The 13,469-nt window shown below is 64.2% G+C and carries 17 protein-coding genes; 14 read left to right on the forward strand and 3 right to left on the reverse strand.

The window, feature by feature from the left end; genetic code table 11:
* Positions 1 to 19: 19 nt before the first annotated feature.
* Both gshB and ISM_RS09880 read left to right on the forward strand, forming a co-directional pair.
* Complete coding sequence (gene gshB, locus ISM_RS09875; protein WP_009814012.1) at positions 20 to 955, forward strand: glutathione synthase; 936 nt, start codon at positions 20 to 22, stop codon at positions 953 to 955.
* Positions 952 to 1,851 carry an alpha/beta hydrolase gene (locus ISM_RS09880; RefSeq protein WP_009814013.1) on the forward strand — a complete coding sequence of 300 codons (900 nt, stop codon included), beginning with the start codon at positions 952 to 954 and terminating at the stop codon, positions 1,849 to 1,851. Before gshB ends, ISM_RS09880 begins: the two co-directional genes overlap by 4 nt.
* Here the strand turns inward: ISM_RS09880 and ISM_RS09885 are convergent.
* Entirely contained in the window at positions 1,829 to 3,343 is a 1,515-nt protein-coding gene (locus ISM_RS09885; RefSeq protein WP_009814014.1) for a YifB family Mg chelatase-like AAA ATPase, read from the reverse strand. The genes ISM_RS09880 and ISM_RS09885 overlap by 23 nt on opposite strands.
* A 183-nt stretch (positions 3,344 to 3,526) precedes the next feature.
* Between ISM_RS09885 and ISM_RS09890 the strand changes: the two genes are divergently transcribed.
* The 9 genes from ISM_RS09890 to ISM_RS09930 all read left to right on the forward strand — a co-directional run bounded on the left by ISM_RS09890 (position 3,527) and on the right by ISM_RS09930 (position 10,232).
* Positions 3,527 to 4,330 carry a S49 family peptidase gene (locus ISM_RS09890; protein WP_420806191.1) on the forward strand — a complete coding sequence of 268 codons (804 nt, stop codon included), beginning with the start codon at positions 3,527 to 3,529 and terminating at the stop codon, positions 4,328 to 4,330.
* The gene (locus ISM_RS18415) at positions 4,327 to 4,497 is read left to right on the forward strand and encodes a hypothetical protein (protein WP_009814016.1); all 171 of its coding nucleotides are present in this window, start codon (positions 4,327 to 4,329) and stop codon (positions 4,495 to 4,497) included. Before ISM_RS09890 ends, ISM_RS18415 begins: the two co-directional genes overlap by 4 nt.
* Entirely contained in the window at positions 4,494 to 5,450 is a 957-nt protein-coding gene (locus ISM_RS09900) for a calcium/sodium antiporter (protein ID WP_009814017.1), read from the forward strand. Before ISM_RS18415 ends, ISM_RS09900 begins: the two co-directional genes overlap by 4 nt.
* 12 nt (positions 5,451 to 5,462) lie before the next feature.
* Positions 5,463 to 6,242, forward strand: coding sequence for an SDR family oxidoreductase (locus ISM_RS09905; RefSeq protein ID WP_040618004.1), 780 nt, complete (start codon positions 5,463 to 5,465; stop codon positions 6,240 to 6,242).
* A gap of 303 nt (positions 6,243 to 6,545) precedes the next feature.
* The gene (gene uvrC / locus ISM_RS09910) at positions 6,546 to 8,408 is read left to right on the forward strand and encodes an excinuclease ABC subunit UvrC (RefSeq protein WP_009814019.1); all 1,863 of its coding nucleotides are present in this window, start codon (positions 6,546 to 6,548) and stop codon (positions 8,406 to 8,408) included.
* A 73-nt stretch (positions 8,409 to 8,481) separates the two neighbouring features.
* Positions 8,482 to 9,147 (forward strand): CDP-diacylglycerol--glycerol-3-phosphate 3-phosphatidyltransferase, encoded by a 666-nt coding sequence (gene pgsA, locus ISM_RS09915; RefSeq protein WP_009814020.1) that lies wholly within the window; start codon positions 8,482 to 8,484, stop codon positions 9,145 to 9,147.
* Positions 9,147 to 9,392 (forward strand): molybdopterin converting factor subunit 1, encoded by a 246-nt coding sequence (gene moaD / locus ISM_RS09920; protein ID WP_009814021.1) that lies wholly within the window; start codon positions 9,147 to 9,149, stop codon positions 9,390 to 9,392. Before pgsA ends, moaD begins: the two co-directional genes overlap by 1 nt.
* Positions 9,393 to 9,396: 4 nt before the next feature.
* Positions 9,397 to 9,855: a molybdenum cofactor biosynthesis protein MoaE gene (locus ISM_RS09925; protein WP_009814022.1), complete on the forward strand. Its 459-nt coding sequence runs from the start codon at positions 9,397 to 9,399 to the stop codon at positions 9,853 to 9,855.
* Between the two features lie 80 nt (positions 9,856 to 9,935).
* Positions 9,936 to 10,232 (forward strand): SCP2 sterol-binding domain-containing protein, encoded by a 297-nt coding sequence (locus ISM_RS09930; protein ID WP_009814023.1) that lies wholly within the window; start codon positions 9,936 to 9,938, stop codon positions 10,230 to 10,232.
* On the opposite strand, the gene ISM_RS09935 is transcribed toward ISM_RS09930, so the two are convergent.
* Positions 10,233 to 10,589, reverse strand: a complete 357-nt coding sequence (locus ISM_RS09935; RefSeq protein WP_009814024.1) for a hypothetical protein — start codon at positions 10,587 to 10,589, stop codon at positions 10,233 to 10,235.
* A gap of 28 nt (positions 10,590 to 10,617) precedes the next feature.
* Positions 10,618 to 11,103 carry a hypothetical protein gene (locus ISM_RS09940; protein WP_040618005.1) on the reverse strand — a complete coding sequence of 162 codons (486 nt, stop codon included), beginning with the start codon at positions 11,101 to 11,103 and terminating at the stop codon, positions 10,618 to 10,620.
* A 335-nt stretch (positions 11,104 to 11,438) separates the two neighbouring features.
* On the opposite strand from ISM_RS09940, the gene ISM_RS18420 reads away from it, so the two are divergent.
* The 3 genes from ISM_RS18420 to ISM_RS09955 are packed head-to-tail and all read left to right on the forward strand — an operon-like array spanning position 11,439 to position 13,465.
* A complete protein-coding gene (locus ISM_RS18420; protein WP_198011698.1) occupies positions 11,439 to 12,059 on the forward strand; it encodes a hypothetical protein in 621 nt (206 codons plus the stop codon).
* A 9-nt stretch (positions 12,060 to 12,068) separates the two neighbouring features.
* Positions 12,069 to 12,611, forward strand: coding sequence for a hypothetical protein (locus ISM_RS09950; protein WP_156783364.1), 543 nt, complete (start codon positions 12,069 to 12,071; stop codon positions 12,609 to 12,611).
* A gap of 11 nt (positions 12,612 to 12,622) precedes the next feature.
* Positions 12,623 to 13,465, forward strand: a complete 843-nt coding sequence (locus ISM_RS09955) for a serine protease (protein ID WP_198011662.1) — start codon at positions 12,623 to 12,625, stop codon at positions 13,463 to 13,465.
* The last annotated feature ends 4 nt before the right edge of the window (positions 13,466 to 13,469 follow it).

Raw genomic sequence — 13,469 nt, forward strand, 5'->3', positions numbered from 1 at the left:
CCAGAACGAGGGATGAAGCATGAAGATCGCCTTTCAGATGGACCCGATCGGCCCCATCAATATCAATGCCGACAGCACGTTCCGCATTGCGCTCGAGGCGCAGGCGCGGGGGCATGAGCTGTTTTACTACACGCCCGACCGGCTCGCCTATGACGAGGGGCGGGTGACGGCGCGGGGCTGGCCCCTACGGGTGCAGCGGGTCGAGGGCGATCATTACAGCCTCGGCGAGGAGCAGGTGGTGGATCTGTCGGAATTCGACGTGGTCTGGCTGCGGCAGGACCCGCCTTTTGACATGTTCTACATCACCACGACCCATTTGTTGGACCGGTTGGCACCCGGCACGCTGGTGGTCAATGATCCGTTCTGGGTGCGCAATTATCCTGAGAAACTGTTGATCCTCGATTTTCCCGATCTCATGCCGCCGACGACCATCGCGCGCGATATCGAGACGCTGCGCGCCTTTAAAGAGCGCCATGGCGATGTGATCCTCAAGCCGCTCTATGGCAATGGCGGGGCGGGGGTGTTCCTGCTGCGCAAGGAAGATCGCAACCTCACCTCGCTGCATGAGACCTTTGCCAGCTTCAGCCGCGAGCCGTTGATCGTGCAGAAATACCTGCCCGATGTGTCGAAGGGCGACAAGCGGGTGATCCTCGTCGATGGCGAGCCGGTGGGGGCGATCAACCGGGTGCCCGCGGCGGGGGAGACCCGGTCGAACATGCATGTGGGCGGACGGCCCGAGAAGATCGCGTTGAGCGAGCGGGACCGCGAGATCTGTGCCCGGATCGGGCCGCTCTTGCGCGAAAAAGGCCAGGTGTTTGTCGGCATCGATGTGATTGGCGACTATCTCACCGAGATCAATGTGACCTCGCCCACCGGCATTCAGGAGCTTGAGCGGTTCGACGGTACCAATGTGGCCGAGATCATCTGGGAGGCGATCGAGCGCAAGCGCGGATGAGCCTTCGGATGCGCCTCATGGGCGGGCTGATGCGGCCCGTCATGCGGGTCATGATGAACCGGGTCGAGCGGCCCGAGCCGCTGCGCTGGCATCTGGATGTTTCGGCGCGCTGGGTGTTTCGGCGGGTGCCGGGGATGGAGACGCGAGAGCTGCGCTATCCGGGCGGTCGGGCGCTCTGGGTCAATGCCGGGCCGGTGCGCGAGGAGCGGGTTCTTCTTTATGTCCATGGTGGCGGGTTTATCGCCGGGCGGCCCGAGACCCATCAGAAGATGGTGGCGCGGCTCTGTCGGATGACCGGGATGCGGGCCTTTATGCCGGCCTATCGGTTGGCGCCGGAGCACCCGCTGCCAGCCGCGCAGGAGGATGTGCGTCGCGCCTGGGACTATCTGCGGGCCGAGGGCCATGCGCCGGAGCAGATCATCATCGGGGGCGATAGCGCGGGCGGCGGGCTGGCGCTGTCGCTCTTGGCCGAGCTGGGCCGGGAGGGGCAGCGACCGGCGGGGGTTTTCGCCTGGTCGCCCTGTGCCGATCTGAGTTTTTCCGGCGCGTCGGTCCAGAGCAATGACGCGACCGAGCATTTCTTTCCGGCGCGGCGGGTGCATGATCTGGCGGCGATGGCGCTGGGCGATATGGCGGCGAAAGACCCGCGCGTCTCGCCCCTCTTTGCGGAGTTTTCCAACTGTCCGCCGGTTCTGATCCAAGCGTCGAAGAGCGAGATCCTCTTGGATGACGCGCGGCGCATGGCAGAGGTTTTGCGTCAGGCCGGGGGCGCCGTCGAGCTCGAGACATGGGCCAGCGCGCCGCATGTCTGGCAGATTTTCGACGGCTGGTTTCCCGAGGCGCGGGCGGCGATTGCCAGCACGGCGCGCTGGATCAGCTCTCTTTCAGACCGGTGATGCGGTAGCTCACCGCTTCGGCCACATGCGGGCGGGCGACGTGATCCGATCCGTCGAGATCGGCGATGGTGCGGGCCACGCGCAGGATGCGGTGATAGCCGCGTGCGGTGAGGCCGAACCGTTCGGCGGCGCGGGTCAGAAGTGCCCGGCCCTCGGCATCGGGCGTGGCGATCTCTTCCAGCACGTGGCCCTCGGCATCGGCGTTGAGCCGGGTTGTTGGATGTTCGGCAAAGCGGGCGGCTTGCACCTCGCGGGCGCGGGCGACGCGGGTCGCGACCTCGGCCGAGCTGTCGCCGCTGGCGGGCAGGTCGAGATCGGCAAATCCCACGGGCGGCACTTCGAGCCGCAGATCGAACCGGTCCATCAAGGGCCCGGAGATGCGGCCCAGATAATCCTCGCCGCACATCGGCACGCGCGAACAGGCGCGGGCGGGATCGGGCAGATAGCCGCATTTGCAGGGGTTGGCGGCGGCCACCAGCAGGAAGCGGCAGGGGTATTTCACATGGGCATTGGCGCGGGCGACCATGACCTCGCCGGTCTCGATCGGCTGGCGCAGGGTTTCGAGCACGGCGCGGGAAAATTCGGGAAACTCATCCATGAAGAGCACGCCATTATGGGCGAGGCTGATTTCGCCGGGGCCGGCGCGGCGCCCGCCGCCGACGATGGCCGCCATCGAGGCGGTGTGATGCGGTTCGCGAAAGGGCCGGGTGCGGTTGATGCCGCCCTCGTCGATCAGACCGGCGAGCGAATGGATCATCGAGGTTTCGAGCGCCTCGGCGGCCCCGAGCGGCGGCAGCAGACCCGGCAACCGGGCGGCGAGCATGGATTTGCCCGAGCCGGGCGTGCCGATCATCATCAGGTGATGACGGCCTGCGGCGGCAATCTCGAGCGCCCGTTTGGCGCGTTCCTGTCCCTTGACGTCGCGCAGGCAGCGCAGGCCCGGATCGGCGCGGACCTCGCCTGGCTCGGCAGGCGAAATCGGCGACTGGCCAGTGTAATGGCGCACCACCTCGGCCAGATCGCGGGCACCGAGCACGCGGGCATCGCCGACCCAGGCGGCCTCGGCCCCCGACGCGCGGGGGCAGAGCAGGGTGCGCTCATGTTCGGCGGCGGCCAGGGCCGCAGGCAGCGCCCCCACCACCGGCACAAGTGAGCCGTCGAGCGACAGCTCGCCCAGCGAGGTGGTGTCGGCCACCGCATCCGCCGGGATGATCTCGAGCGCGGCCAATAATGCCAGCGCGATGGGCAGGTCGAAATGGCTGCCCTCCTTGGGCAGGTCGGCGGGGCTCAGGTTGATGGTGATGCGTTTCGAGGGCAGCGCGATGGACATCGACGTCAGCGCCGCGCGCACCCGGTCGCGCGCCTCGCTCACCGCCTTGTCCGGCAGGCCCACCACCGAGAAGGCGGGCACGCCCGCGGCCACGGCGCATTGCACCTCGACTGTGCGGGCCTCGATCCCCTCAAAAGCGACGGTATAGGCGCGGCAGACCATCGATATCCCCAATCCCGTGAAGAGGTTAACGGTAGCGCGCGAGAGGTTGACGAATTGTTAACCACTCTCCTCGGCGCGGGGCCGGACGTTATATTTTTGCAATATCTGCGCCGGTGGGCGCCCCCGCTCCTTGTTTCGGGGGCGGTGGCATTCTACATCGGCCACATGACATTCTGGGAACGCTTGAAATCCGCCTTGCCCTGGCGCCGGTCGCGGCCGCGCGTCGCTGTGGTGCGTTTGGCGGGCACAATCGGATCGGGGCCGCGTGCGGCGCTCAGCGACGAGGCCATCGGGCCCGTCATCGACAAGGCTTTTGCGCGGGGCAAGCCCAAGGCGGTGGCGCTGGTGATCAATTCGCCCGGCGGCTCGCCGGTGCAATCGGCGCTCATCGCCGCCCGAATTCGTCGCCTGTCCGAGGAAAAAGGCGTGCCGGTGCATGCCTTTGTCGAGGATGTGGCGGCCTCGGGCGGCTATTGGCTGGCGGTGGCGGCGGATGATATCTGGGTCGATTACGGCTCGATCCTCGGCTCTATCGGAGTGATCTCGGCCGGGTTCGGGGCGCATGTGTTCCTTGCCCGTCAGGGCATCGAGCGGCGGGTCTATACGGCGGGGGAGTCGAAATCGACGCTCGACCCGTTCCAGCCGGAAAAGAAGGAAGACGTGGCGCGGCTCGAGAGCCTCTTGGCGCAGATGCACACCGGGTTCATCGACCATGTGAAGGCGCGCCGGGGCGACAAGCTCAGCCGCGATGAGAAGCTCTTTACCGGCGAGTTCTGGATCGGGCGGCAGGCGGTTGAGCTGGGGCTTGCCGATGGCGAGGCGCATCTCGAGCCGAAGCTCAAAGAGCTCTATGGCGACAAGGTCAAGCTCTTGCGCTATGGCCGCAAGAAGGGCCTGTTTCAGCGGTTCGGGGCCTCGGTCGTCGAGGATGCGTTGATCGCGGTCGAGGAGCGGGCGGAGTTCGCGCGTTTCGGTATCCGTCAATGATCGTCAAGATCGTCGTCTTGTTCCTCATCGGCATGGGGGTGCTCGCCATGTTTGGCAAGCTGCGCTTCCCAGGCCAGAAAACGCTCTCATCTGCGAAATGCAAAGGCTGTGGCCGCTACCGGATCGGTCGCGGGCCCTGTGCCTGTGGAAAGGATAAGTTGAAATGATGGTTTGGCTCTATGCGGGACTGGGGCTTCTGATCCTGCTGCTGGCGGGCGACAGCCTCGTCAAGGGCGCGGTGAACCTGAGCCTGCGGGTCGGGATTCCGGCGCTGATCGTGAGCCTGACCATCGTGGCCTTTGGCACCTCGGCGCCTGAACTGTTGATCGCCATCAACGCGGTGATCGAGCAGAAGGCGGGGCTGGCGCTCGGCAATGTGGTGGGGTCGAACACCGCCAATGTCCTCTTGGTTCTGGGTCTGCCGGCGATCCTGTCGGTGGTCCATACGAGCCATTGCGACAGCCGCAAGACCTATAGCCATATGATCTTTGCCACGGTTCTGTTCATCGCGCTGGCCTTTCGCGGCATCTTTGACATCTGGGCGGCGATCGTCCTGTTGGCGGCGCTGTCCTTCATGCTCTTTGATGCGGCGCGGGATGCGCATCGGCACCGCAAGGCGAGCTGTAGCGCGGCGGCGACCGAGGCTGATGAGGTCGAAGGCGCGGACCCGGACATGCCGTGGTGGCAGATCATCATGTTCCTCGTGCTGGGGCTGATCGGCCTGCCGCTCGGGGCGGATCTCTTGGTCGACAACGCGTCGATCATCGCGCGGCAATATGGCGTGAGCGATGCGATCATCGGTCTGACGCTGGTGGCGCTGGGCACCTCGCTGCCCGAGCTTGCGACGACGGTCATGGCGGCGCTGCGCAAACAGGCGGATGTGGCGCTTGGCAACGTGATCGGGTCGAACATGTTCAACCTGTTGGCGATCATCGGGGTTGCGGCGCTTATCGGGCCGATCCCGGTGGATGCGGAATTCCTGCGCTTTGACCTCTGGGTGATGCTGGCCGCGTCGCTGGTTCTCATTCCCTTCGTGTTCTGGAAATGGGACATCGGGCGGATCTGGGGCGCGGGCTTTAGCGCGGCCTATCTGATCTATATCGCGGTATTGCTGATCTAACGGAGGGCGGTCATGTCACGGGCATTGGTCACGGGAGCGGGGCATCGGCTGGGCCGGGCGATGGCGCTGGATCTGGCGAACAAGGGCTATGACGTGGCGGTGCATTACGCCAGTTCGGAAGGCGCCGCCTGGGAGGTGATGCGCGAGATCAACCAGATCGGCCAGCAGGCCTCTCCGATCCAGGCGGACCTGACCCGCGAGGACGAGATCCAGAGCCTCGTGCCGCGCGCCATGGAGGCGCTGGGCGGGCCGATCGAGGTGCTGATCAACAATGCCTCGGTGTTCGAATATGACACGCTGCACAGCGCCACCCGCGAGAGCTGGGACCGGCATATGCAGAGCAATCTGCGCGCGCCTTTCGTCCTCACTCAGGCGGTGGCGGCGGCGATGCCCGAGCCGTCGATTGACCTCAATGGTGAACCGGTGGCGCGGGGGCTGGTGGTCAATATGATCGATCAGCGGGTGCGCAAGCTCACGCCTGAGTTCATGACCTACACGCTGGCGAAGATGGGGCTCTGGGCCTTTACCCGAACGGCGGCGCAGGCGCTGGCGCCCAAGGTGCGGGTCAATGCCATCGGCCCCGGCCCGACATTGCAGGCGGCGCGGCAGAGCGACGAACATTTCGCCCGGCAACGGGCGGCGACGGTGCTCAACCGTGGGTCAAATGTCGACGATATTCTGGGCGCGCTGCATTACCTTCTCTATGCGCGGGGCGTCACCGGTCAGCTCATTTGTACCGATGGCGGGCAGCATCTGGGCTGGCAGACCCCTGACATTTTAGGGCCGGAGTAAACCCTACCGCGCGGTTCGCGCGGCTGAGTTGTGCACCCGCGTGAGGGCACGTTACAGAACCGTTAAAAAAGTGTAATGTTTTCAGGAGTTTGGATAATCTGAAGATTTTTACTTATGAAAATCAATACGTTACAATACTGCCTAAAAAATAAGCAGTTCAACGAAGCGTGCTGTATACAAGGTAAAAATCCCCTTCGCAGAATGTTATCTACGGGGTTATCCACAGAAAGCGGGGATTTGTTTGCCCTTGATCCGGGCGAGATAAGATGCTGATGAACCCTCCAGAATCATCTTTGTAGGCAAATGACTGAAACCAACGCGCCAGAAACCGGGCATGACGTGATCCGGGGTTACCTCAGGTCACTCGATGGCTCGCCCGGCGTCTATCGGATGCTGGATGCGCAGGCGCGGGTTCTCTATGTCGGCAAGGCGCGAAACCTGCGGGCGCGGGTGAGCAATTATGCCCGGCCCACCGGCCATACCGGGCGCATTCAGCGGATGATCCGTGACACCGCCTCGATGATGTTCCTGACCACCGCGACCGAGACCGAGGCGCTGCTCTTGGAGCAGAACCTGATCAAGCAGCTCAAGCCGCGCTACAACGTGCTGCTGCGCGACGACAAGAGCTTTCCCAATATCTTGGTCACCAAGGCGCATGACTATCCGATGATCAAGAAACACCGCGGCGCGAAGCGCGAGAAGGGGGCCTATTACGGCCCCTTCGCCAGCGCCGGTGCGGTGAACCGGACCTTGGCGCAGCTACAGCGGGTCTTCATGCTGCGCAATTGCAGCGACACGATGTTCGAAGGGCGCACGCGGCCCTGCCTGCAATATCAGATCAAACGCTGCACCGCGCCCTGTGTCGGCTATATCTCGCGCGAGGATTACGCGGCGCAGGTGAGTGATGCCGAGCGGTTCCTGTCGGGGCGGTCGACGGAAATTCAGGAAAAGCTCGCGCAGGATATGCAGGCGGCCTCGGACGAGATGGAGTTCGAGAAAGCCGCCGCGCTGCGTGACCGGATCAAGGCGCTGACCCAGGTGCAGACGGCGCAGGGGATCAACCCGCGCACCGTCAAGGATGCCGATGTGATCGCGCTCCATCTGGAGAAGGGGCAGGCCTGTGTGCAGGTGTTCTTTATCCGGGGCGGGCAGAACTGGGGCAACCGCGATTTCTATCCGCGCGTCGGTGTCGATGTCGAAGAACCCGAGGTTCTCGAGGCCTTTATCGGCCAGTTCTATGACAGCAAGGAGCCGCCGCGGCAGCTCATCCTGAGCCATGCGCTTGAGGATAATGATCTGATGGCGGCGGCGCTCGGCGAGCGTCTGGGGCGCAAGGTCGAGATCCTCGTGCCGATCCGGGGCGAGAAGGCCGAGCTGGTCGATGGCGCGCTGCGCAACGCGCGCGAGAGCCTCGCCCGCAAGATGGCCGAGAGCGCGACGCAGGCCAAGCTCTTGTCCGGGCTGGCCGAGGCCTTTGGGCTCGACGCGCCGCCGGGCCGGATCGAAGTCTATGACAACAGCCATATTCAGGGCGCCCATGCCGTCGGCGCGATGATCGTGGCGGGGCCGGACGGGTTCCTGAAAAACCAGTACCGCAAGTTCAACATCCGGGGCGACGAGCTCACCCCGGGCGATGATTTCGGCATGATGAAAGAGGTGCTCAAGCGGCGGTTCAAGCGGCTCCTCAAGGAGGACCCGGAGCGCGACAAGGGGCTCTGGCCCGATCTGCTGCTCATCGACGGGGGCGCGGGGCAGGTGAGCGCCGTGGCCTCGATCATGCGCGAGATGGGGGTTGAGGATATCGCCATGGTGGGGGTCGCCAAGGGGGTGGACCGCGACCATGGCAAGGAAGAGTTCCACCGTGTCGGCACCCGGCCGATGGCGCTGCGGCACAATGATCCGGTGCTTTACTTCGTACAGCGGCTGCGCGATGAGGCGCATCGGTTCGCCATTGGCACCCATCGCGCGAAACGGTCGAAAGCGGTGAGCGCCTCGCCGCTCGACGAGGTGCCGGGGGTTGGCGCGGCACGCAAGCGGGCGCTCTTGGCGCATTTCGGCTCGGCCAAGGCGGTGAGCCGGGCGGCGCTGGCCGATCTCAAGGCGGTGGAGGGCGTGTCAGAGGCGCTGGCGCAGCGGGTCTATGACCATTTCCACGACAAGGGGTAAGCGGATCATGCGGATCGGAGGGCGTGCGAGAAACGGGCTTTCCCCGTTCCGGTTGCCGGGGTAGACAGGCGGTATGAGCATGACGATCCCCAACATCCTGACGATCCTGCGTCTTTTGGCGGCCCCCGCGATTGCGGTGATGTTTCTCTATTTCCATCGGCCCTGGGCGGATTGGTTTGCCCTCATCCTCTTTGTGGGGGCGGCGATCACCGATTGGTTCGATGGCTACCTGGCGCGGAGCTGGGCGCAGGAGAGCAAGCTTGGCGCGATGCTCGACCCGATTGCCGACAAGGCGATGGTGTTGATCGCGCTGATGGTGATCGTCGGCTATTCCTCGATGTCACCCTGGCTGGTGCTGCCGGCGACCTTTATCGTGTTCCGCGAAGTGTTCGTCTCGGGCCTGCGCGAGTATCTCGGCGATGTGGCCGGGACGCTCAAGGTCACGAAGCTCGCGAAATGGAAGACCACGGCGCAGATGGTGGCGATTGCCTGTCTCTTTGCGCAGGGCGTCTTCGAGCATTATCTTGGCATGTCGGTCTTTGGCATGGATGAGGCGATGGTCGCGGAAATCCTCGCGGGGCGTGAAGAGGATCTTCTTGGCCTGTGGTGGAAATATGAGGGGATGATCTGGGCCGGGCGGCTGGGGCTGTGGCTCTTGTGGCTGGCGGCGGCGCTGACGCTGATCACGGGCTATGATTACTTCCGCAAGTCTGTGCCCTATCTGAAGGAGGACGCATGATGGACGTTCTGTATTTCGCCTGGGTGCGCGAGCGGGTCGGCCTGCCGAAAGAGCGGGTCGAGACCGGGGCCGCCACAGTGCGCGAGCTGGTGGCCGAGCTCAAGGCGCGCGAGCCGCGCTATGAGGCGGCCTTTGCCGATGAGGGCGCGCTGCGCGTGGCGGTGGATCAAGAGCTCACCGATTTCGACGCGAGCCTGACGGGTGCGCGCGAGGTGGCGTTCTTTCCACCGATGACCGGCGGCTAGGCCGATGGATATTCGCGTCCAGGAGAGCCCTTTTGCCTTTGGTGCCGAGGCCGAAGCCTTTGCCGCGCGGCAGCGGGGCATGGGCGCGGTGGTCACCTTTACCGGCATCGTGCGCGATCTGCCGGGGGGCATGGCCCATATGGAGATCGAGCATTACCCCGGCATGACCGAGGCGGCGCTGCGCAAGATTGCCGAAGAGGCGCAGGCGCGGTGGGATCTGGGTGATGCGCTCATCATTCATCGGCACGGGCGGCTTGGACCCGATGAGATGATCATGATGGTGGCCACCGCCGCGCGGCACCGGGTGGCGGCGTTCGAGGCGGCGGAATTTCTGATGGATTTCCTCAAATCCCGCGCGCCGTTCTGGAAGAAAGAGCATCTCTCCGAGGGCGCGCAATGGGTCGCGGCCAAGGAGGAAGATGAGGCGGCGCTTGACCGCTGGGCGCCGAAAGAGGGCGCGTAACGCAGGGTCACGGATTGCCGGGGGCGGCGCGGCGGGGCAGGCTATGCCCGTGCCGAGAGACGCGCCCGAGGAGCCCGCCCATGTCCCAGATCATTGATGAATATGTGAGCCTTTTGACCCCCCGCGCGCAGGGCGCGATCAAGGGTGTGGCGCGGCTCGATATCGAGGGGGAAGGCAGCGTGATGCTCGACGAGACGGGCGCACGGGCGGGGGCAGAAGAGGCCGATGTGGTGCTCATGGCGCGCGACGAGGTGTTTCGTGCGATCCTGAGCGGCGATCAGAACCCGGTGACGGCCTTCATGACCCGCAAGCTCAAGGTCGAGGGCAATGCGCAGCGCGCGCTCAAGGTCTCTGCGATCCTCGTCGGCGAGGGCTGATCAGCCGGGCAGCTCGTCGACGGTGGCCTGCATCGCCTGCAGGATGAGGATGAGCGCGTCGGACTGATTGCGCGGCGCGGGCATGGTGAGCGCGGCCTTCATCAGCTCGGGCGGGTTGCCGAGCAGCGCCTGCAGCGCCTCGCCGGTATAGGTCAGGGTCATCCGGCAGGAGAGATCATTGTAGAAGGAATCGTTGAGATAGCCCGCGAGCCGCGACACGCGCGGGTCCTCGGCCCCCATCAACGCATCCTGCACGGCGATCTTGAGATCGAAATCGAGCGCGACGCAGGGGTTCGCCTGGGCGGCGCCTGCGGTGAGAGACAGAGCCACGAGGCTTGCGGTCAAGAGATGTTTCATGGCCTGGGCATCCTTTGTTCGTGTCTTGTCAGCCGGTGGGGCCGGATTTGGTGGCGCCAACATTTTTGCGAATCTGGTCCAGATACTCGGAAAAATACCGCTCGACGACCCCTTTGGAGCGGATAATCTTGGAAAAATACGGAGTTTCCAAGCGGCTGATATAACCGGCCTGTTCCAGCGCCTCGATCACCCGCCGCCCGGTTTCGGGGGAAAACAGCAAGATCGTCAGGCGCTGGATGTCCGCCTGATCGAGCCCGGGGGTGGCGGAGAGGAGGTTTGCCTTGGCCTTGTGGAGCTGAATGGCAGAGAAAAGCCCGCGATTGAGACGTGGCACTTCGAGCCCCAGAAGGCGGCGTTCCTCGCGGTTGTCGATCAGCGCCTGCAACTGCCGGTTATGGGCCTCGATATAGGTTTCGAGCCGTGCCGGATCGGACAAAAGATCGAAGGCCTCGAGCAGAAAGAGGAATTCCGAGAGCACGAAAGTATTCTCGCTGCGCAGGGATTTGAGCAGCAAAGGATCGGGATCGGCCGAATTTTGACAGAGTTTATTGTGGAATTCTGTCTTGGCTCGGCGCAAGCTCTCAAGGGTGCGTATGTCGGTTGTCGGTGTCATGCCCCTGTAGGAACAGGAATTAGGGCGCCGATTCAAGTCTGGCTGGGCACCTAATTTATAGTTGGGCTGCTGATATCTTGCTGGCCCACCCCGGATTGAGTGCATTTGGCACTTGGCCTAGTCTGATCCCTGTAACGTGACATGCAGGGCCACGAAAGGCACCGGACATGACGATGATTGATAAGACGATTGCGACGACCAGTGATGGAACGCCGAGAGATTTTCAAGGAGCGGGCATGGGGCAACGGGTGTTTGGAATGGGTGGGATCGGACGGATCGCCGTGGCCGGTCTGGCGCTGATCCTGCTGCAGGCCTGTATGATCGGCGGGATTTATCCCGATACGCAGGGCGATGGCAGTGCCATCGCCGCGACCGCAGACGAGGGCGACGCGCCTGCGACGCCCGTCAAGCCGGTGACACAGGCAGGGTCTAAATCAGCCGCGAAACCAGTGGCGAAGCCGGCCAGTAAAGCTGCCAGCAAACCAGCGACGACACCGGCCAAGCCTGCCGCCACGGCGGGCAGTGCGGCGACTGTGCGGGATAGCGATGTGACCGAGACTCGGACCCAGATTGATCTCAGCGTGACCTATCTCGTGCGTCTGCTGGTGCCGACTGGGTCCAAGCTCGACCTGGTGGCCAAGGGGCCGGGCGGCACGGTGACGCGCAGCATCTATACCGGCCGCTATGGCCCGCCTTATGCGGTGAGCCTGCCGGTCGGGGCCGAGGCGCAATTCCCGTTGGAGATCACCGCCACGCTGCATTCGGCGGCGGGCCATGTGCTGCGCGGCAAGACAGAGATTGCCGCCATGCCGCAAGAGACGGTCGAGATCGTGATGATGCCTTCGGGCGCAGAGTAGGAGGTGCTGATGTTGAGAGTGACCGGATGGATCACGGCCGGGATGCTGGCCACCGCGCCGCTGGCGGCAGAGGCCAGATGTATCGACGCCTTTATGACCGGGCTTGCCGAGTTTGAGGCGGGGCAGCAGACCTCGAAGCCGAGCTTTCGCGTCAATGAGCTCTTGGTGCTGTGTTTCGTGCCGCAGCAATCGGGCTATGTCGCGATTTTTGACGCGCCGATCAAGGGCGATTTTCAGCAGCTTTACCCCAATGCGCTCAGCCATCCCGAGGGGCAGACCTCGGCCGAGGTGAGCGCCGGAGAGCGCTATTGCTTTGGCACGCGCGAGACATTTCCGCTCTACCATCCGCCGGAAGAGGGCGTGGGCCTTGGCAAGATTTCCATCGCGCTGACCAGCCGCGAGGAAGATCAGCTTGCCGAAGAGGATTACGCCATTCCGGGGCAGAAAGTGTCGCGGCAGAAGATGCAGCTGCATCTGGGGGCCTATCAGCGGTCGCAGGCGAAATGCGCGGCGCGCGATGTCACCTATCTCGACTATCGGATCACGCAATGAGGGGGCGCGGGATGAGAGCCGGAGTTGCAAAGGCGCTGATGGGTGCGGTGCTGGCCATGGGAATCGCCGGCGGCGCGGTGGCGCAGGCACAGATGGAATGTATCGAGCCCAAGTCGGATCAACCGGTGCTGCGCATCGTCAATGGCGACCGGGCCAAGCCGAGCGACTGGCCCTTTATCGTCGGGCTCTATCATCAGGGGGCCAAGACGCAGTTTTGCGGCGGCTCTCTCATCTCGCAGAACTGGGTGCTGACGGCAGCGCATTGCTGGGGCGAGGCGCGGCCGCAGGATGTGAGCATTCACCGCGCCGGGAGCGATGGGCGGCTTGACCCCAAGGGGCGCAGGATTGCCAAGCTCATCGCGCATCCGGGCTATGACCCGGCGGATATGAACCTGCATGATGTGGCGCTGCTCAAACTGGCAGAGCCGTTTGATATTCCCAACAGTCAACTGGCGATCCTGCCGTCGAAAACGGTCGAGGCCAAGTTGGCCGATGTGCGGACCTGTTCCGAGGTGGCGGGCTGGGGCGCGCTGCAATCGGGCGGCGCGGCGTCGGCCTATCTGATGGCGGTGAATGTGCGGCAATTGCCGACCGAGACCTGCCGCAAGGGCTATGGTCCGGGCATCCGGCCGGGGCAGGGGCCGCATCTCTGCGCGGGCTATGAAGAGGGTGGCAAGGACAGCTGTCAGGGCGACAGCGGCGGGCCGTTGATCGTGCGCGACGGGCCGACCGGGTTCTTGCAGGTGGGTGTCGTGAGCTTTGGCAAGGGCTGTGCCTGGAAAGGGTTCCCCGGGGTCTATGCCCGGGTCTCGGACCACCGTGACTGGATTTTCAGCACGGTCGAGGCGCATTGAGACG

The sequence above is a fragment of the Roseovarius nubinhibens ISM genome, assembly GCF_000152625.1.
GTDB lineage: Bacteria > Pseudomonadota > Alphaproteobacteria > Rhodobacterales > Rhodobacteraceae > Roseovarius > Roseovarius nubinhibens.